We start from the raw sequence: 17,646 nt of genomic DNA, 5'->3' as shown, positions 1-17,646 counted from the left end.
TCATGTCCTAACGTTTTGGAAAAAGCCCTCCGCCTGGCGCGGAGGGCGGATGGTGTCAGCGATGGGCGTTCAGCGAGATGACGTTGTGCATCGTCTCGTCGGCCGTGGAGAGGAACTTCTTGATGTTGCGCGCCGCCTGGCGGATGCGGTGCTCGTTCTCGACCAGCGCGAGGCGAACGTAATCGTCGCCCATCTCGCCGAAGCCGATGCCCGGGGCAACCGCGACGTCGGCCTTCTCGACGAGAAGCTTGGAGAATTCCAGCGAGCCGAGATGGCGGAACTTTTCCGGGATCTTGGCCCAGGCAAACATGGTTGCCGCCGGTGGCGGAACCTCGAAGCCGGCCTTGCCGAAGGTATCGACCATGACGTCGCGGCGGCGCTTGTAGATGCTGCGCACTTCCGCAATGTCCGCACCGTCGCCGTTCAGCGCATGCGTCGCCGCCACCTGGATCGGCGTGAAGGCGCCGTAGTCCAGATAGGATTTCACGCGGGTGAGTGCCGCGATCAGGCGTTCGTTGCCGACGGCAAAGCCCATGCGCCAGCCGGGCATGGAGAAGGTCTTCGACATCGAGGTGAACTCGACGGTGATGTCGATGGCGCCCGGAACTTCCAGCACGGACGGCGGCGGCGCGTCGTCGAAGTAGATTTCCGAATAGGCAAGGTCGGACAGCACGATGATGTCGTGCTTCTTCGCAAACGCGATGACGTCTTTGTAGAAATCGAGCGTCGCGACATGCGCCGTCGGGTTCGACGGATAGTTGATGATCAGCGCGAGCGGCTTCGGGATCGAGTGGCGCACGGCGCGCTCAAGCGGCGGGAAGAAGCTCTCGTCCGGCTCGACCGACATCGAGCGGATCACGCCGCCGGCCATCAGGAAGCCGAAGGCGTGGATCGGATAGGTGGGGTTCGGGCAGAGGATGACGTCGCCAGGCGCAGTGATCGCCTGCGCCATGTTGGCGAAGCCTTCCTTCGAGCCCAGCGTCGCGACGACCTGCGTCTCCGGGTTCAGCTTCACGCCGAAACGGCGGGCGTAATAGGCGGCCTGGGCGCGGCGCAGACCGGGAATGCCCTTGGACGAGGAATAACGATGGGTGCGCGGGTCCTGGACGACTTCGCAGAGCTTGTCGACGATCGCCTTGGGGGTCGGCAGATCGGGATTGCCCATGCCAAGGTCGATGATATCGGCGCCACCCGCTCGCGCGCTTGCTTTCAAACGGTTGACCTGTTCGAAAACATACGGCGGCAGACGCCGGACCTTGTGAAACTCTTCCATCTTTTACCCCGTTGAGCGCGGAGCCCCTCCGGCGGCTCTGCCGGAAGACGCAAAACTCCACGCGAATCAAGTGACCGGATAAGGGCGAAAGCGTTCAAAATGAAGGCGCTTCGCCTGCGCCGGCGGTCCAGGGGACCGCCCATCGCTTTGCTGCCAAACGGCAAGAAAGGCAAGTGCTAATTCGTGCCCTGGATCTCAGAAAGTGTCGCCGCGCCGTGTCCGTCGCGCAGAGCCTGCAATTCGGCGAGCTGGCGACGGTATTCCGCCTCCGAAATCACGCCGGAACTGCGGCGGCGCGACAGTGACGACAGGCGCGCCGAGTAGCTGGCTGCCTCCTCGTCGCTCATCTGCTTCGTCTCGGCGCTGACGATCGCGGTGATGTCCGGATAGACATCGGCGCGGTTGGCGCCGCTGTTGACCGTCGAGGGCGTCTCGCTGGAAGCGCAGGCGGCAAGGACGACCGGCATGGCGGCCATGAGAAAGGCGGCGCTCAAGCGCCTGAATTCGAACGCCATGTGGCAGTATGCTCCTGTCGAAACGACCGGTTCCGTATCTTTCCGTGAAAGGCTGTCAGGCCCTTGTAATCTGTTTCGCAGAGAATGTAAAAATACAAAAGTAACAATAAAATCGGGAGGGAACGATGGCCGAGGACAGCAAAGCGAACGACCGCGATGCAGCCGGAAACAAGCCCGGTTTTCAGCCCTTCGACCCCGCCGCGATCGAACCCTATGTCGTGAAGGACCCCGAGGCGCTGACGGTCAACCTCGCCCGCACCGTCGAGCAGCTCGGCAAGGCGGCGTCGGCCTGGCTGGCGCCGCGCGAAAGCGGCGAGAAGGTCGACACCGTCTCCGAGCCGATGGTTGACATGGTGAAAACCCTCTCCAAAGTCTCGGAATACTGGCTGACGGACCCGCGCCGCACGCTGGAAGCGCAGACCATGCTGCTCGGCAGCTACTTCAACATCTGGTCGCGCACGCTGAGCCGTCTTTCCGGCGAAGAGCCGGACGCCACGCCCGATCCGCACAGCAAGGACAAGCGTTTCAGCGACGAGGACTGGGTGAAGAACCCCTTCTTCGATTTCCTGCGCCAGGCCTATTTCGTGACCTCCGACTGGGCGGAAAAGCTGGTCGCGGACGCCGAGGGTCTCGACGAGCACACGCGCCACAAGGCGGGCTTCTATGTGAAGCAGATCGCCAGCGCGATCTCACCCAGCAATTTCGTCACCACCAATCCGCAGCTCTATCGCGAGACCGTTGCCTCCAATGGCGCCAACCTCGTGCGCGGCATGAAGATGCTGGCGGAGGACATCGCCGCCGGCCGGGGCGACCTGAAGCTGCGCCAGACCGACACGAGCAAGTTCGCCATCGGCGAGAACATGGCGCTGACGCCCGGCAAGGTCCTGGCGCAGAGCGATGTCTGCCAGGTCATCCAGTATGACGCGACGACGGAGACGGTGCTGAAGCGCCCTCTCCTCATCTGCCCGCCGTGGATCAACAAGTTCTACATCCTCGACCTCAACCCGGCGAAATCCTTCATCAAATGGGCCGTCGACCAGGGCCATACGGTCTTCGTCATCTCCTGGGTGAACCCGGACGAACGCCACGCCGCCAAGGACTGGGAGGCCTATGCGCGCGAGGGCATCGGCTTCGCGCTCGACACGATCAAGCAGGCGACCGGCGAGGAAGAGGTCAACGCCATCGGCTACTGCGTCGGCGGCACGCTTCTGGCTGCGACGCTGGCGCTGCACGGGCAGGAGGGCGACAAGCGCATCCGCACCGCGACGCTCTTCACCACGCAGGTCGATTTCACCCATGCCGGCGACCTCAAGGTCTTTGCCGACGAGGAGCAGATCGACCTCATGGAACGCGGCATGAAGGCGACCGGCTATCTCGACGGCTCGAAGATGGCGACCGCCTTCAACATGCTGCGCGCCTCCGAGCTGATCTGGCCCTATTTCGTCAACAATTACCTGAAGGGCCAGGATCCCATGCCCTTCGACCTCCTGTACTGGAATTCAGATTCCACGCGAATGCCTGCCGCCAACCATTCGTTTTACCTCAGGAATTGTTATCTGAACAATACCCTCACAAAGGGCAAGATGGTGCTCGCCGGCAAGACGCTGTCGCTGAAGGACGTCAAGATCCCAATCTACAATCTCGCGACCAAGGAGGACCACATTGCGCCGGCGAAGTCGGTCTTCGTCGGCAGCCAGTTCTTCGGCGGCAAGGTCACCTATGTCATGGCGGGCTCGGGCCATATTGCCGGCGTTGTCAATCCGCCGGACAAGATGAAATATCAATTCTGGACCGGTGGCCCGGTGAAGGGTGCCTTCGAGGAATGGGTCGAGAAGGCAAACGAGACGGCCGGGTCCTGGTGGCCGCACTGGCATGCCTGGATCAAGGCCGAGGACGACCGCATGGTGCCGGCCCGCAAGACCGGCGGCGCGATGAACTCCATCGAGGAAGCCCCCGGCTCCTATGTGCGCGTGCGTGCCTGACGCGACATGAAATTCGACCCGCCGCTCGTCTCCGGCACCCTCGTGCAGCGCTACAAGCGCTTCCTGTTCGACGCCATCCTCGACGACGGATCGGCGATCACCGGCTCCTGCCCCAATACCGGCTCGATGCGCGGCCTCACCGCACCGGGCTCGCGCATCTGGATGTCGCTGAGCGACAGCCCGACGCGAAAACACCGGCATCGGCTGGAACTGGTGGAAGCGGACGACACGATCGTCGGCATCAATACCGGCCTGCCGAACCGCCTCGCCGAAGAAGCGATCCGCGCCGGCCTCGTCGCCGATCTCGGCACCTATCCGGTTCTTGAGCGCGAGAGGAAATACGGCCGTAATTCGCGCATCGACATCCTGCTCTCCGGGGACGGCCGCCCGTCGGCCTATGTCGAGGTGAAGAACGTGCATTTCCGCCGCACGCCCGGCCTTTCGGAATTCCCCGATACAGTGACGGAGCGCGGTGCGAAACATCTCGAAGAGCTCGGCGACATGGCGGAAGCCGGTTTTCGCGCCGTCATGCTCTATCTCATCCAGCGCGAGGATTGTTCGCGCTTCCGCATCTGCGCGGACCTCGATCCGGCCTATGCGACGGGCTTCCGGCGGGCGATCGCGCGCGGCGTCGAGGCCTATGCGGTCAAATGCGCGGTTACATCCCAGCAAATCCATCCTGTCGCAGCGATCGCGATGGACGAACCCGGTGTCGCTGATTTATGACGGTCTCTAAAGATTAGCGAAAGTTCGACCATGGTGACCTATATCGACGCGACCTCCGCGCCGCTGAAGAACACGGGCGTGATCCGCCTCTACGACGCGGAGGCCTTCGCCGGCATGCGCAAGGCCTGCCAGCTCACCGCGCGCTGCCTGGACGAGCTCTATCCGCTGGTGAAGCCGGGTGTCGCCACCGATGTCATCGACCGTTTCGTGTTCGAATTCGGCATGGATCACGGCGCGCTTCCGGCAACGCTGAACTATCGCGGTTATACCAAGTCGAGCTGTACCTCGATCAACCACGTCGTCTGTCACGGTATTCCGAACGACAAGCCGTTGCGCGAAGGCGATGTCGTCAATATCGACGTCACCTTCATCCTGGACGGCTGGCATGGCGATTCGAGCCGCATGTATCCGGTCGGCGAGATCAAGCGCGCCGCCGAACGGCTCCTGGAAGTCACCCATGAATGCCTGATGCGCGGCATCGCCGCCGTGAAGCCGGGCGCGCGCACCGGCGCCATCGGTGAGGCGATCCAGATCTATGCGGAAGTCGAGCGCTGCTCCGTCGTGCGCGATTTCTGCGGCCACGGCGTCGGCCGGCTTTTCCACGATGCGCCGAACATCCTGCATTACGGCCGCGCCAATGAGGGGCCGGAAATGAAGGAGGGCATGATCTTCACCATCGAGCCGATGATCAATCTCGGCCGCCCGCATGTGAAAGTGCTGTCCGACGGCTGGACGGCGGTCACGCGCGACCGCTCGCTCTCCGCCCAATACGAGCACACCGTCGGCGTGACGGCGGACGGCTGCGAGATCTTTACGCTTTCGCCCGGCGGCCTCGACCGCCCCGGCCTTCCGGCATAGGTCGCCCATGGCAGGATCGCGCGGACGAAAGGACACGGCATCCTCCACCACGACGGTGGACGAGCCCGCGACCGCCGACGATCTTTTCGACCCGATAGACGAGCGCGGTCATTTCTATGAGCGCCCTGCCCGCACGACGAACGCCAAGGCGATCCCGGCTGTTGAGGAAAAACACTATCACGGCCACCGCGAGAGGCTGCGCCTGCGCTTCCGCGACAGTGGCGACGGCGCGCTTGCGGACTACGAAATCCTTGAACTTCTGCTGTTCCGCCTCATTCCCCGGCGCGACACAAAGCCGGTGGCGAAGGCGCTACTCGACCGCTTCGGCACGCTTTCCGGCGTATTCGGCGCCACGCCCGCGCTATTGCAGGAGGTGAAGGGCATCGGCGAGGCAGTGGCACTCGACCTCAAGCTCATTTCCGCCGTCGCACAGCGCACGCTGAAAAGCGAGATCCGCAACAAGACCGTGCTCGCCTCCTGGTCCTCCGTCATCCAATATTGCCACGCCGCCATGGCGCACGAGCCGCGCGAACAGTTCCGCATCCTCTTCCTCGACAAGCGCAACACGCTGATCGCCGACGAGGTGCAGGGGCACGGCACGGTCGACCATACGCCGGTCTATCCGCGCGAGGTGGTGCGCCGGGCGCTCGAACTGTCGTCGACGGCGATTATTTTGGTCCATAACCACCCCTCCGGTGACCCGACCCCGTCGCGGGCGGACATCGACATGACGAAGACGATCGTGGAAACGGCGCGCCCGCTTGGTATCACGGTGCATGACCACATCATCATCGGCAAGGATGGGCATGCCAGTCTCAAGGGACTGAGACTTATGTGAAATCCCAAAATCGGGTGAACCGGCTTTCATCCGATTGAAACGGTTCGCTGTCACATTCGGTTGACGTAAAAATGCGAGGCGAAGACAATTGCTGCAACGCAATATGATTCTTCCCGCAAAAGACTGGGGCACCCTCACATGCAGGAATTCGATCTCGTCGTCGTGGGCAGCGGCCCCGCAGGCCGCCGTGGCGCCATCCAGGCCGCCAAGCTCGGGCGCAAGGTTCTCGTCATCGAACAGGGCAAGCGCGTCGGCGGTGTTTCCGTGCACACCGGCACGATCCCGTCGAAGACGCTGCGCGAGACCGCGCTGAACCTCTCCGGCTGGCGCGAGCGCGGCTTTTACGGCCGCTCCTATCGCGTGAAACAGGAAATCAGCGCCGACGACCTGCGGCGCCGCCTGCTCATCACGCTCGACCACGAGGTCGACGTGCTGGAGCACCAGTTCGCGCGCAACCGCGTGCAGCACATCCGCGGCAAGGCGAAGTTCGTCACGCCCGATACGATGGAAATCGCCAAGGACGACGGCGAGACCGTGCATGTGAAGGGCGCCGGCATCATGCTTGCGGTCGGCACCAAGCCCTATCGCCCGAGCAGCATTCCGTTCGACGGCGTCAGCGTGCTCGACAGCGACGAGCTGCTCGACATCCAGAGCCTGCCGCGCTCCATGGCCGTCATCGGGGCCGGCGTTATCGGCATCGAATATGCCACGATCTTCAGCGCGCTCGACACGCAGGTAACGGTTATCGATCCCAAGGCGACGATCCTCGATTTCATCGACAAGGAAATTATCGAGGAGTTCACCCATGATCTGCGCGACCGCAACATGAAGCTGATCCTCGGCCAGAAGGCCGACAAGGTGGAGAAGCTCGAAAACGGCAAGTGCGAGATCACGCTGGACAACGGCCGCCACGTCACCTGCGACATGGTGCTCTATGCCGCCGGCCGCGTCGGCGCGACGGACAGCCTCAACCTTGCTGCAGCCGGCCTCACCGCCGATTCGCGCGGCCGCCTCAGCGTCAATCCGGAGACGTTCCAGACCGAAGTGCCGCATATCTTCGCCGCCGGCGATGTCGTCGGCTTCCCGGCGCTTGCCTCGACCTCGATGGAACAGGGCCGCATCGCCGCCCGCGTCGCCGTTGGCGCGATCGCCAAGGAGCCGCCGAAATATTTCCCCTACGGCATCTATGCCGTGCCGGAAATCTCGACCTGCGGCCTCACCGAGGAAGAGGTCAAGGAACGTGGCATCCCCTATGAATGCGGTATGGCGCGGTTCCGCGAGACCTCGCGCGGCCATATCATGGGCCTCAATTCCGGCCTGCTGAAGATGATCTTCTCGCTGAAGACCCGCCGCCTGCTCGGTGTGCACATCGTCGGCGAAGGCGCCACGGAACTCGTCCATATCGGCCAGGCCGTGCTGAACCTGAAGGGCACCGTCGAATATTTCGTCGAAAACACCTTCAACTACCCGACGCTCGCCGAAGCCTACAAGATCGCCGGCCTTGACGCCTGGAACCGCATGGGCGACCTGTCGCAGACGGCATGAAGATCCTGTCGCTGAACGTCTGGGGCGGTATGCTGCACGCGCCGCTCATCGACTATCTCGTAGCCGTCGATGCCGACGTCTATTGCCTGCAGGAGGTGCCGCGGGCCGTCGCCGCGCGGTCGGACTGGCTCACCTATCGCGACGGCGTGGTGGAACTCCAGCAGCGCGCCAATCTCTACCGGGACATCGACACCGCCCTTTCCGCCCATGACGGCTTCTTCGCGCCGGCCATGCGCGGCGAACTTCTGGACGGCGGCCAGGCCTGCTGGCAGGAATTCGGCCTCGCCACCTTCATCCGGCAGGACATCGCCGTCATCGGCCAGGCGCTCGATTTCGTGCACGGCGCGTTTTCCCCGCACGGTTTCGGCGCCCATCCTCGCGCCCGCAACGCCCACGCCTTCCGCCTCTACGACTACGCGGCCGATCGCGCGTTGTCCGTCGTGCAACTCCACGGCCTGCGGACGGAAGACGGCAAGGGCGATTCTCCCGTCCGCGATGCGCAGGCCGACGCCCTCGTCGCGCTCATCGAGCGCCTGCATCGCAAGGACGAAGGCCTCGTGCTCTGCGGCGACCTCAACCTGCTGCCCGACAGCCGCACCTTCAAGACACTCGAACAGCTCGGCCTCACCGACCTCGTCACGACCCGCGGCTTCACCGACACGCGAACCTCGCTCTACAAGAAGCCCGGCCGCTATGCGGACTACATGCTGGTAAACGCGGAAGTGCCGGTCGCGGAGTTCACGGTCGTGGAAACGCCCGAAGTTTCCGATCATCGGGCGCTGCTTCTCACCTTCGGCTGACGGCAGGTCGGAGGCTTGCCCGCTGCTGCCCTGATCTGTTCCGGCGCACGAGGAATTCAGCAAGAAGAAGATTGGGTATCCAGCATCCCCACGCCAGCGCGCCGGCCACCTCGTCGTAGGACAGGCCGGCCACGACGGAGAGCCCGAGGTAGATGCGAAGTGTCACAGCAGCCATTGTCAGCGCGGCGGAGCGGATCATCCAGCGGCGATGCGCGGCCAGATCTCCCGTCATCGCAAGAACGACGCCGTAGACCGTCGTGCCAACCCAGGCAATGGCTAGGCAAGCAAAGCCAGAGGCTGCAACAGCGCCCGATTCGGTGCCCACCGCCAGAACGAAGCCACCCGCTCCGGAGGCGAGAATTGAAATCGCATATACCCTCCCGAGCGTTCGGTGAAGGGTGATGCGGCGTTGCCGCAACGCCGGCCATAGTTGCACGGGCACGAGAGCAAGCGCGACCGACGCCAGCACGATATGGGCATAGAATGCGAGCGGCCGCAGGTTGGCGTGATAGACGAAGTCGGCCATCGTCACCTCGACGCCTCCGAGGAGAAAGCGAAAGGAGGCAATGGCCACCACGGGACAAAGAATCCAAAGCAGGACGAACCTGCTGATGGCGACAGTTGATTTCAACATGCAGCACACTCCGGCATTGCGGCCGCGCTATTTGCACAGCAGGCGGCGAACGCGTTTTCGACACGGTCATCACTGGCATAATCGAGCGTATTGGCGGGTTTCGTTGTGCTGCGCTTTGTTGCGGAGGCCGCGTGTGGCTGCCCGGTCTACGCGGAAGCATTCTGTCCAAACGCAAAAAGGCCGCCCAACGGGCGGCCTCTTCGTATTCAATGGGGTCGATCCGATTACTCGGCGTCGCCTTCAGCGGCCTTCTTCTTGGCCGGGGCCTTCTTCTTCGGAGCGGCTTCTTCGCCGTCCGTTGCTTCGGCCTTGGCGGCAGCCTTCTTCTTCGGCGCGGCCTTCTTGGTTTCCTTTTCGGAACCCTCTTCGTCTTCAGCCATCAGCTCGTCCTTGGACACGGCCTTGTCCGTCACCTTGATCTCGCTGAGCAGGTGATCGACGACCTTTTCTTCGAAGATCGGCGCGCGCAGCGAGGCGGCGGCACCCGGGGTCTTCTGGAAGTATTCGAGGATCTGCTTTTCCTGGCCCGGGAACTGGCGGAGCTGCTGATAAAGCGACTGCTGCATCTCTTCGTCGGTCACCTGGACGCCGGCCTTTTCGCCGATTTCCGAGAGAACGAGGCCGAGGCGGACGCGGCGTTCGGCAAGCTTGCGGTATTCTTCGCGAGCGGCTTCTTCCGTCGTGTCTTCGTCAGCGAACGTCTTGCCGGACTGCTGGAGGTCCGTGTTGATCTGGCGCCAGATGTTTTCGAATTCGGCGTCGACCAGGCGTTCCGGCGAATCGAACTTGTACATCTCGTCGAGCTGGTCGAGGATCTGACGCTTGACCTTCTGGCGGGTGACCGAGCCGTACTGGCTTTCGATCTGGCCGCGGACGATTTCGCGCAGCTTGTCGGCCGATTCGAGGCCGAGCTTCTTGGCGAGGTCGTCGTTGATTTCGACGTCGGCGGCGGCAGCGACTTCCTTGACGTTGATGTCGAAGGTGGCTTCCTTGCCGGCGAGGTTTTCAGCCGGGTAATCGGCCGGGAAGGTAACGGTGATGACCTTCTCGTCGCCAGCCTTCAGGCCGATGAGCTGCTCTTCGAAACCCGGGATGAAGCGGTTGGAGCCGATGACGAGTTCCGCGTCTTCGTCCTTGCCGCCGTCGAAGGCTTCGCCATCGACCTTGCCGAGGTAATCGATCGTGACGCGGTCGCCGTCGGCGGCCTTGCCCTTCTTGGTTTCGTAGGAACGCGCGCTTTCGGCGATCTTCAGGATCTGCTCGTCGACCTCGGCAGCGTCGACTTCAACGACTTCGCGCGTGACGGCGATGCCGGAAGCGTCCTTCAGCGTGATCGCCGGGATGACTTCGTAGGACAGGGTGAATTCGAAATCGGCTTCGGCGGCAAGGATCTTTTCCGCTTCGGCCTGGTCTTCGGTCATCACGATTTCCGGCTGGGTCGCCGACTTTTCGCCACGCTCGGAAAGGATCGCCGACGGACGGTCGCGGATGATCTCGTTGACGAGCTCAGCCATGATCGACTTGCCGTACATTTTCTTGAGATGGGCGAAGGGGACCTTGCCCGGACGGAAGCCGTTGATGCGGACACGGCCCTTGGCGTCTTCAAGACGCTCGTTCATCTGAGCTTCCATGTCCTTGGCCGGGATAACGACCTTGATTTCGCGCTTCAGCCCTTCAGCGAGCGTTTCGATAACCTGCATGTTCAAACCTTCAATTTCGAGTTGGCGGTGCTCAAACCGGCCTGCCGGTTATGGCGAGCACCCCGCCGGTCCATTTGCCAGCGGTGGCTTTACTGAATTCCGTGGCCTTTTGGCAAGCAAAATGGCGCTCTCAAATGTCCACACCCCGCGGAAACCTCCATTTCCACGGTTCGTGGCTCTGGTGCGGGTAGAGAGACTTGAACTCCCACGCCTTGCGGCACCAGAACCTAAATCTGGCGTGTCTACCAATTTCACCATACCCGCGTCTCAGATACTGCAGTGCCACGGGCGGCATGGCCGCTGCCGTGGCGCCCTCCGAGCGCGGCGTCTCTATATCACCCGTTTCCGGCGGATCAAAGGAAAAATGCGGGCGGCGCGATCCAGCCCGTTCTCGTCAATAGAGCGGTTCGTCATAAATCGGCTCGCCCTTCAGGATGAGCCGGGCGATCTGCGGCGTGCCCTCCTTCGAGACGCGCGCCTCCACCTCCAGTTCCTCCTGGTTGCGGGCATCCTCCAGCACCTTGCCCTCGCCTTCCGGCACATAATAGCGCTCGATGCCGTAGCTAACGAAGATGTTCTCCGGCAGGACATTGTCCACCGACGAATAATATTCGAAGGGCAGCGTGCGCAGCACGACGCTGCCTTCCGCCGGCGCCAGGTCGCCGAAACTCGCCTCGCTCGCCGTCCACAGGCCGTCCGCGCCGGGCTTCAGCCGCACCGACATGCGCACCTGCTGGCTGTCCTTCGGTATCTCGCCCGTCACGATATCCTTCGCGATCGTCGAGATCGGATAGGACAGGATGACATAGTCGCCGCGCAGCAGGTCGCGCGGATCGACGGGCAGTGTCTTCAATTTAATGTCGGCGCCGCTGCGCAGGATCGAGGCGCGGCTTTCGACCATATAGCCGAGCACCGCGGTCTGGAGGGCCGCGGCGACGATGGCGGCGGCAAGCGGGGGCACGCGGAAGAAATTGGATATCGTCATGTTCACGCCTCCACCTTCGTTTCAGCCTTGGAAAACCGTCGCTCCAGCGCGATCACGCCCCAGGCGATCAGCGCCACCACCAGGCCGGAGACGAGGAAGAAGCCGGACGTGCCGATGATCGAGCCGATCGTTTCGGAGGCGAGATAGAGCGTCTCGGCAGCGAAAGCACCGTAGCCGAGATAGCGCACGGCCCCGTTCTCCTTGCCCGAAAGCGCGATGCCGGCAATGGCGGCGACGAGCGTGAGGATGCCGAGGAACAGCCGGTCTGCCACATTGTCGAATTCGGCATGCAGCACGAGAAGGCCGACCATCAGCACCAGGTAGGAATAGAAGGCGGGTGCGGCGCCGGCGCTGCGGGCAAAGGCATGGAGCGGCGACTGCGGCACGGCGGCCAGCAGATAGGCGACCGCGCCGAAGGCGGCAATCGCGATGGCCGTCGTCGGCGTCTCGTATTCGCTATAGATAAAGGCGAGCCAGGTGACGAGCAGCAGATAGGCGAAATGGCGGACCCGCGCGGCGCCGGTATACCGCACCAGCAGGATGATGATGACGGCCATCAGCGGCATCAGCCAGAGCAGCACGGTCTCGTTGGCGCTGTAGGATTGCGTCCAGTCCGCACCGGAAACGACGAAGGCGAGGAAACCCGCGACGGCGGTGACGGCGCCCGAGCGGAAGAGCGCAGCCGCCAGGACCGCGCCGACGAACCAGACGAGCATCGCCTGGAACGTATCGCCGGAGAGATGGTACATCTGCCCGACGAGCGCGATCGCGCCGCCGAAGGCGAGCGTGCCGAACACCAGGAAGGCGGCGGCCAGCCGCTCCGCGCCGCGCGTGATGAGCACCGCGCCGGCCAGATAGGCGCCCCAGATTAGCCCGACGATGCCGACAAGCCGCACGAGGCGCGGAATGGCATCCCAGTTGGCGGCGACCAGCAGCAGGACTGCGGCAGCGACCAGCAATGCCGCAATGATCATCAGCACGCGGCCGAGGCTGAAGGAACTGGGGCGTGAATCGTATTCCTTGAGCAGCCGCCCGACGGTTGGCGCGTCGATCAGGCCCTGCACCTCCCAGAGTTTGAGGTCGCGCTCCAGCCTGCCCCTGTACATGCGTTCCTGCTCCGTTCCAAAAATACCACTCGATCGCGCCGATTCCGGCTCTGTCAACAGGGACGATATAGGTTGCGGAGAAATTCGCAATCGGGGCGAAAACTCGAAAAATGGGCAAATCTTCGCGAGTTACGCCCTTGAATGCGGACCAATGACCACCAAGATTAACGGGAAATAAAGAAATACATGGTAATTCTAGCCCTCAAGAGCCGATCGGCTCGGCGGTTTCGGGCATGCAGCGGGCGCATATCATCCATGCCCATATTGCACTGCACAAAATCGACGGGCGCGGTTATAGTTCAGTCATCGGATCAGAGATGGTCCGGCCCGGAAATCAAGGCGCCGCGTTTCGTAAGGCGACAGAGGACCGGAAGAGCGGATTGGTCGAACGCCTGGCATGATGCCTGAAGACCCGATGTCCGGAAACGGGGATCGACATGGAATTCGGGGCGACGCACTCCTCCTCCCAGCGTCGCTTCGATACGATTGGCAACACTCCTCCTCCCAGTTGCCAGTCACCTTCAATGACGCCCGCTGGATCTCCTCCCCCAGCGGGCGTTATTATTTGCGCCAGACGCATGGCGCACCCTCCCTTTCCCGGCAAAATCCTTCGACGCTGCGTAGATCCGCGCAAAGTTTGCGCAATCCCGCGCGCCTGGCGCCGAACGCATGCAAGCGGCGCACGGGTGCCATTCCGATCGCGCTCTTTTTCACACGGCGGCGCCATCCTATATTCCTCTCATCGGTCGGGCGACGATCTCCTCCTCCCAACGTCCCCGACAGGATCGGCACCCCTCCTCCTCCCAGGTTGCCGATCGAGACCAGAAACGCCCGCCGGATCTCCTCCCCGGCGGGCGTTTCTTTTTGCACTGCACCCAACCAGAGATGCATACCGGCCTTAACCTTTGTGGCCGAAAGCCCGGATTTTGGCCAGAATTTTGCCAAAATTTCTGCTTGACATGCGTAAAACGCATGGGTGCCGTGCTGGAACAGCGCTGTTCTTTTCGGCGGCGCAGCGTATATTCCGTTTCATCAGATCAGGGCGGCGCCAAAGACGAGCGGCCGCCCAGTACGAAGCCCAAGAAAGGGGTAATCACATGAACCTGGCACGCTCTTTTAACAACTGGCGCAAGTATCGTCAGACCGTCAACGAACTCGGCCGCATGTCGGACCGCGAGCTCCGTGACCTCGGCATCGGCCGCAGCGATATCCCGTACATCGCTCGCAAGGCTTCCAACTAAGCCGAACGACCGTTAACGGTCCTTTTTCGAACGCCCTCCGGTTCCCGCCGGAGGGCGTTTTGCTGTGCGAGACTTATTGCGGCGCACAATGTCGCGATTCATCGTCTGCGACACGCCTGCTTTTCTTCTCCGAAAATGCTGAAAATCTCTATCCGCCTGGAATATCGGCACTTTCTGCCTATTCTGCTCGCACCGTTCGCAACTGCCCGATCCGTGATCGTCTTATTGCACAAATGCATAGCAGCTGCATTTTCTTTGCACTGCACATTAACAAGAGTGTCGCGTATATAAGCATCACAAACCGGTTGACAGACGTCCCGGACAACCGCTTCGAGGAGCAAAGACGATGAACCCGATCCGCATTGCAAAGAACTGGATTTCTTACCGCCGCACGATGAACGAACTCGGCAACCTGTCGAACCACACGCTGTCCGACATCGGCCTGACGCGTTACGACATCCGCGACATCGCAGCCCGTTCCTTCCGCTAAGACATCAGCCGAATTTCCGCCGCTGCGGCCGGAATAGGCGACGCGCGAGGAACGCTTCAAACGGCACCATCTGGTGCCGTTTTTGATTCAAGCTTTTGATTTCGGGGTGATGGAAAGCCGCACGCCGCCGTGGTAACGAACCGGCCATGAACAACACCTCCTCCCCAGCCCCCATCCACGTCATCGGCGGCGGTCTTGCCGGCTCCGAAGCCGCCTGGCAGATCGCCGAGCGTGGCGTGCCCGTCATCCTGCATGAAATGCGCGGCGTGCGCGGCACGGATGCCCACAAGACGGACGGCCTTGCCGAGCTCGTCTGTTCCAATTCCTTCCGCTCCGACGACGCGACCAGCAATGCGGTCGGCGTGCTGCATGCCGAAATGCGGCTGGCCAGCTCGCTGATCATGCGCTCGGCCGATGCCAACCAGGTGCCGGCCGGTGGTGCGCTCGCGGTCGATCGCGACGGCTTTTCCGTCGCCGTCACAGCCGCGCTCGAAAGCCACCCGCTGATCACCATCACGCGTGAAGAAGTCACCGGCCTGCCGCCGGAGGAATGGGACCAGGCGATCATCGCGACCGGCCCGCTGACCGCGCCGTCGCTCGCCGCAGCGATCCAGGCGCGCACCGGCGCCGATTCGCTCGCCTTCTTCGATGCCATCGCGCCGATCGTGCACACGGCGAGCATCGACATGGATATCTGCTGGTTCCAGTCGCGCTATGACAAGGTCGGCCCCGGCGGCACGGGCAAGGACTATATCAACTGCCCGATGGACGAGGCGCAATACAATGCCTTCATCGACGCGCTGATCGCCGGCGACACGACGGGCTTCAAGGAATGGGAAGGCACGCCCTATTTCGACGGCTGCCTGCCGATCGAGGTGATGGCGGAGCGCGGCCGCGAGACGCTGCGCCACGGGCCGATGAAGCCGATGGGCCTCACCAATGCGCACAACCCGACCGTCAAGGCCTATGCCGTCGTGCAGCTTCGCCAGGACAATGCGCTCGGCACGCTCTACAACATGGTCGGCTTCCAGACGAAGCTGAAATATGGCGCACAGGCAGAGATCTTCCGCCTGATTCCCGGCCTCGAAAATGCGGAATTCGCCCGGCTCGGCGGCCTGCACCGCAACACCTACATCAACTCGCCGACGCTGCTCGACCGCTCGCTGACGCTGAAGGGCCGCCCGGGCCTGCGCTTCGCCGGCCAGATCACCGGCTGCGAAGGATATGTGGAAAGCGCCAGCATCGGCCTGCTCGCCGGCCGGTTCGCCGCCGCCGAGCGGCTGGGCGAGACGCCCTCGCTGCCGCCGGAAACGACCGCCTTCGGCGCGCTGCTGAACCATATCACCGGTGGCCACATCGTTTCCGACGACGAGCTGGGAAAACGTTCCTTCCAGCCGATGAACGTCAATTTCGGCCTGTTCCCGCCGCTGGAGCCGGGCGCGGTGACCAGGCCCGAAGGCCTGAAGCGCTTTCGCGGCAAGGACAAGGCGATCGCCAAGAAGCACGCGACCGCCGCCCGCGCGCTGGAAGACTGCGCGCGCTGGTTAAGCCTGTGAATTAGTGCGGCTGGCCCGCGGCCTGCGGGTCAACGCTGGCGATACCAGGCATGAAGCTGCCCAGCAGCCACAGCGAGACTTCCGCGGCGTCCCGCTCGTCGCGGAACTCGAAGGTGCCGCCCTCATAGGCGGCATTGGCGAACTTGACATCGAGGCGCTTCGGGCCGGCGCCGTTGACGCGCACCGTGCCAGGTTCGATCAGGTGGCAAGAATAGTGGTGGCCGTGCGCATTCATGCAGCCGGCCTTGCCGTCATGCAGCCGCAGGAAAACCGTGCGGCCGTTGGCCGTGGTAATCATCTCGCGGATCGCCTCGTCGGGAAACGCCCGGCCGAATTCCAGGATCGCCAGGCCGGCATCCTCGCCCGCCAGTTCCTGCTCCTCCTCCCGGCGAAACATCTGACGAAAGACCAGGCCGGCCAAGAGCAGGCTGGCGATGGTGATGGTCCAGAGCATCGGCGCGACTCCTCCGCGAAAAACGTCCTGACGCTGTAGCCGACAAGGCTTGCGCCAGTTTTGCGTCCCATCAATTTTTTAGAAAGGCCCGCGCCGCATCGCCCGCCACATCCACCATTGCCGCCGCCACTGCGCCGGCTGGGGGGAGCGTTCCAACACCGCAGCGCCCGCCTTCTCGGCGGCGTCCAATATATGCGGAACGAGGGCGACGGGCAAAAAGGCGGGGCGATTCGCCGGTGAGACACCGCCTGCGGCCCGTGCCTTGGCCAGATGCTCCCGGCCGAGACCCACGAATGCCTGCACCGCGCGCGTTGCCGCAGCGGCATCACTGCCACCGAGAAGCGCTTCCGGCGTCAGGCCTGTCGCGGCCAGGAGATCGGCCGGCAGATAGACTTGCCCGCGGCGGCGGTGGATCGGCAGCAGCAGGAGCGTTCCGGCCACCGTCTGCGCCACGCCGCCATGGCCCGCCGCATCCGCCGATTTCGGCGCGGTAGCTGGATCGAGGATGAGGCTTGCAAGCTGTATCAGCGCGGAAGCCGTCTCGCCGGCATAGCCTTCGAAGGACGCACGGCTCTCCATCGGGTCATTGTAGACGTCGAAGATGCGCGCCTCGATCATGTCCGTCAGCACGGCGATCGGCAACCGGTGTTCCCTGACGCAGGCCATCAGGCCGGCGGCGAGCGGATTGGCCATGGCGTCGCCGTCGGCCTCGCCCTCCAGCAGGTCGCGCCACCATTGCAGGCGGATTTCGCCGGGAAGCGCCTCGCGCACCACATCGCGCACGCGGGCGATCTCGGCATTGAAGGCATAGAGCGCGGCAAGCGCGCCGCGCTTTTCCACCGGCGCCAGCAGGCAGGCGAGATAGCGATCGCGATCGGTCTCGCGAAGCACCGTCAGGCAGTGCTCGTAATGGGCGTCCGTCTTGTCGGTCACGTCGAAAAAA

Annotated in this window: 17 protein-coding genes and 1 tRNA gene; 9 read left to right on the top strand and 9 right to left on the bottom strand. The window is 63.1% G+C overall.

Going from position 1 to position 17,646, the window contains the following annotated elements:
- Window positions 1-55: 55 nt before the first annotated feature.
- Both AC1RWL_RS20505 and AC1RWL_RS20500 read right to left on the bottom strand, forming a co-directional pair.
- Window positions 56-1,273 carry an LL-diaminopimelate aminotransferase gene (locus AC1RWL_RS20505; RefSeq protein ID WP_256116021.1) on the bottom strand — a complete coding sequence of 406 codons (1,218 nt, stop codon included), beginning with the start codon at window positions 1,271-1,273 and terminating at the stop codon, window positions 56-58.
- Window positions 1,274-1,449: 176 nt separating this feature from the next.
- On the bottom strand, window positions 1,450-1,767 hold the full coding sequence (locus AC1RWL_RS20500) for an SHOCT domain-containing protein (RefSeq protein WP_493158464.1): 318 nt from the start codon (window positions 1,765-1,767) through the stop codon (window positions 1,450-1,452).
- A gap of 146 nt (window positions 1,768-1,913) precedes the next feature.
- Between AC1RWL_RS20500 and AC1RWL_RS20495 the strand changes: the two genes are divergently transcribed.
- The 6 genes from AC1RWL_RS20495 (at window position 1,914) to AC1RWL_RS20470 (ending at window position 8,537) form a co-directional block, all read left to right on the top strand.
- On the top strand, window positions 1,914-3,770 hold the full coding sequence (locus AC1RWL_RS20495; RefSeq protein ID WP_256116023.1) for a PHA/PHB synthase family protein: 1,857 nt from the start codon (window positions 1,914-1,916) through the stop codon (window positions 3,768-3,770).
- Window positions 3,771-3,776: 6 nt separating this feature from the next.
- Window positions 3,777-4,496: a DNA/RNA nuclease SfsA gene (sfsA, locus tag AC1RWL_RS20490; RefSeq protein WP_493096197.1), complete on the top strand. Its 720-nt coding sequence runs from the start codon at window positions 3,777-3,779 to the stop codon at window positions 4,494-4,496.
- A 30-nt stretch (window positions 4,497-4,526) separates the two neighbouring features.
- A complete protein-coding gene (map, locus tag AC1RWL_RS20485; RefSeq protein ID WP_256116025.1) occupies window positions 4,527-5,354 on the top strand; it encodes a type I methionyl aminopeptidase in 828 nt (275 codons plus the stop codon).
- Between the two features lie 7 nt (window positions 5,355-5,361).
- Window positions 5,362-6,192: a RadC family protein gene (gene radC, locus AC1RWL_RS20480; RefSeq protein ID WP_493096198.1), complete on the top strand. Its 831-nt coding sequence runs from the start codon at window positions 5,362-5,364 to the stop codon at window positions 6,190-6,192.
- A gap of 138 nt (window positions 6,193-6,330) precedes the next feature.
- Window positions 6,331-7,737, top strand: a complete 1,407-nt coding sequence (gene sthA / locus AC1RWL_RS20475) for a Si-specific NAD(P)(+) transhydrogenase (RefSeq protein ID WP_493096199.1) — start codon at window positions 6,331-6,333, stop codon at window positions 7,735-7,737.
- Complete coding sequence (locus tag AC1RWL_RS20470) at window positions 7,734-8,537, top strand: endonuclease/exonuclease/phosphatase family protein (RefSeq protein ID WP_493096200.1); 804 nt, start codon at window positions 7,734-7,736, stop codon at window positions 8,535-8,537. Before sthA ends, AC1RWL_RS20470 begins: the two co-directional genes overlap by 4 nt.
- Here the strand turns inward: AC1RWL_RS20470 and AC1RWL_RS20465 are convergent.
- The 5 genes from AC1RWL_RS20465 to AC1RWL_RS20445 all read right to left on the bottom strand — a co-directional run bounded on the left by AC1RWL_RS20465 (window position 8,524) and on the right by AC1RWL_RS20445 (window position 12,962).
- Entirely contained in the window at window positions 8,524-9,171 is a 648-nt protein-coding gene (locus AC1RWL_RS20465) for a DUF2306 domain-containing protein (protein WP_493096201.1), read from the bottom strand. The two genes, AC1RWL_RS20470 and AC1RWL_RS20465, sit on opposite strands and share 14 nt — an antisense overlap.
- Window positions 9,172-9,395: 224 nt before the next feature.
- Window positions 9,396-10,871: a trigger factor gene (tig, locus tag AC1RWL_RS20460; protein WP_435265431.1), complete on the bottom strand. Its 1,476-nt coding sequence runs from the start codon at window positions 10,869-10,871 to the stop codon at window positions 9,396-9,398.
- A gap of 179 nt (window positions 10,872-11,050) precedes the next feature.
- Window positions 11,051-11,135 (bottom strand) — tRNA-Leu (locus AC1RWL_RS20455).
- Between the two features lie 130 nt (window positions 11,136-11,265).
- Complete coding sequence (locus AC1RWL_RS20450; protein ID WP_493096202.1) at window positions 11,266-11,856, bottom strand: GDYXXLXY domain-containing protein; 591 nt, start codon at window positions 11,854-11,856, stop codon at window positions 11,266-11,268.
- Window positions 11,857-11,858: 2 nt separating this feature from the next.
- On the bottom strand, window positions 11,859-12,962 hold the full coding sequence (locus AC1RWL_RS20445; protein ID WP_493096203.1) for a DUF2157 domain-containing protein: 1,104 nt from the start codon (window positions 12,960-12,962) through the stop codon (window positions 11,859-11,861).
- A gap of 1,097 nt (window positions 12,963-14,059) precedes the next feature.
- On the opposite strand from AC1RWL_RS20445, the gene AC1RWL_RS20440 reads away from it, so the two are divergent.
- The 3 genes from AC1RWL_RS20440 (at window position 14,060) to trmFO (ending at window position 16,249) form a co-directional block, all read left to right on the top strand.
- A complete protein-coding gene (locus AC1RWL_RS20440) occupies window positions 14,060-14,203 on the top strand; it encodes a DUF1127 domain-containing protein (protein WP_256116034.1) in 144 nt (47 codons plus the stop codon).
- A gap of 346 nt (window positions 14,204-14,549) precedes the next feature.
- On the top strand, window positions 14,550-14,693 hold the full coding sequence (locus AC1RWL_RS20435) for a DUF1127 domain-containing protein (RefSeq protein WP_023511883.1): 144 nt from the start codon (window positions 14,550-14,552) through the stop codon (window positions 14,691-14,693).
- Between the two features lie 146 nt (window positions 14,694-14,839).
- On the top strand, window positions 14,840-16,249 hold the full coding sequence (gene trmFO / locus AC1RWL_RS20430) for a methylenetetrahydrofolate--tRNA-(uracil(54)-C(5))-methyltransferase (FADH(2)-oxidizing) TrmFO (protein WP_493096204.1): 1,410 nt from the start codon (window positions 14,840-14,842) through the stop codon (window positions 16,247-16,249).
- Between the two features lies 1 nt (window position 16,250).
- Here the strand turns inward: trmFO and AC1RWL_RS20425 are convergent, their stop codons facing one another.
- Together AC1RWL_RS20425 and AC1RWL_RS20420 are read right to left on the bottom strand one after the other, a co-directional pair.
- The gene (locus tag AC1RWL_RS20425) at window positions 16,251-16,703 is read right to left on the bottom strand and encodes a hypothetical protein (RefSeq protein WP_439628557.1); all 453 of its coding nucleotides are present in this window, start codon (window positions 16,701-16,703) and stop codon (window positions 16,251-16,253) included.
- A gap of 78 nt (window positions 16,704-16,781) precedes the next feature.
- Complete coding sequence (locus AC1RWL_RS20420; protein WP_493096205.1) at window positions 16,782-17,636, bottom strand: phytoene/squalene synthase family protein; 855 nt, start codon at window positions 17,634-17,636, stop codon at window positions 16,782-16,784.
- Between the last annotated feature and the right edge of the window lie 10 nt (window positions 17,637-17,646).

It is taken from the genome of Shinella sp. GW821-FHT10F02, assembly GCF_058809275.1.
The sequence above is the reverse complement of the archived record's forward strand: the minus strand, read 5'-3'. Positions and strand labels throughout refer to the sequence as shown.

Excerpts from the sequence above, each read along its gene's own strand:
- AC1RWL_RS20505 (WP_256116021.1), bottom strand. The coding sequence starts at position 1,273 with ATGGAAGAGTTTCACAAGGTCCGGCGTCTGCCGCCGTATGTTTTCGAA.
- AC1RWL_RS20495 (WP_256116023.1), top strand. The coding sequence starts at position 1,914 with ATGGCCGAGGACAGCAAAGCGAACGACCGCGATGCAGCCGGAAACAAG.
- sfsA (WP_493096197.1), top strand. The coding sequence starts at position 3,777 with ATGAAATTCGACCCGCCGCTCGTCTCCGGCACCCTCGTGCAGCGCTAC.
- map (WP_256116025.1), top strand. The coding sequence starts at position 4,527 with ATGGTGACCTATATCGACGCGACCTCCGCGCCGCTGAAGAACACGGGC.
- radC (WP_493096198.1), top strand. The coding sequence starts at position 5,362 with ATGGCAGGATCGCGCGGACGAAAGGACACGGCATCCTCCACCACGACG.
- sthA (WP_493096199.1), top strand. The coding sequence starts at position 6,331 with ATGCAGGAATTCGATCTCGTCGTCGTGGGCAGCGGCCCCGCAGGCCGC.
- AC1RWL_RS20470 (WP_493096200.1), top strand. The coding sequence starts at position 7,734 with ATGAAGATCCTGTCGCTGAACGTCTGGGGCGGTATGCTGCACGCGCCG.
- AC1RWL_RS20465 (WP_493096201.1), bottom strand. The coding sequence starts at position 9,171 with ATGTTGAAATCAACTGTCGCCATCAGCAGGTTCGTCCTGCTTTGGATT.
- tig (WP_435265431.1), bottom strand. The coding sequence starts at position 10,871 with ATGCAGGTTATCGAAACGCTCGCTGAAGGGCTGAAGCGCGAAATCAAG.
- AC1RWL_RS20450 (WP_493096202.1), bottom strand. The coding sequence starts at position 11,856 with ATGACGATATCCAATTTCTTCCGCGTGCCCCCGCTTGCCGCCGCCATC.
- AC1RWL_RS20445 (WP_493096203.1), bottom strand. The coding sequence starts at position 12,962 with ATGTACAGGGGCAGGCTGGAGCGCGACCTCAAACTCTGGGAGGTGCAG.
- AC1RWL_RS20440 (WP_256116034.1), top strand. The coding sequence starts at position 14,060 with ATGAACCTGGCACGCTCTTTTAACAACTGGCGCAAGTATCGTCAGACC.
- AC1RWL_RS20435 (WP_023511883.1), top strand. The coding sequence starts at position 14,550 with ATGAACCCGATCCGCATTGCAAAGAACTGGATTTCTTACCGCCGCACG.
- trmFO (WP_493096204.1), top strand. The coding sequence starts at position 14,840 with ATGAACAACACCTCCTCCCCAGCCCCCATCCACGTCATCGGCGGCGGT.
- AC1RWL_RS20425 (WP_439628557.1), bottom strand. The coding sequence starts at position 16,703 with ATGCTCTGGACCATCACCATCGCCAGCCTGCTCTTGGCCGGCCTGGTC.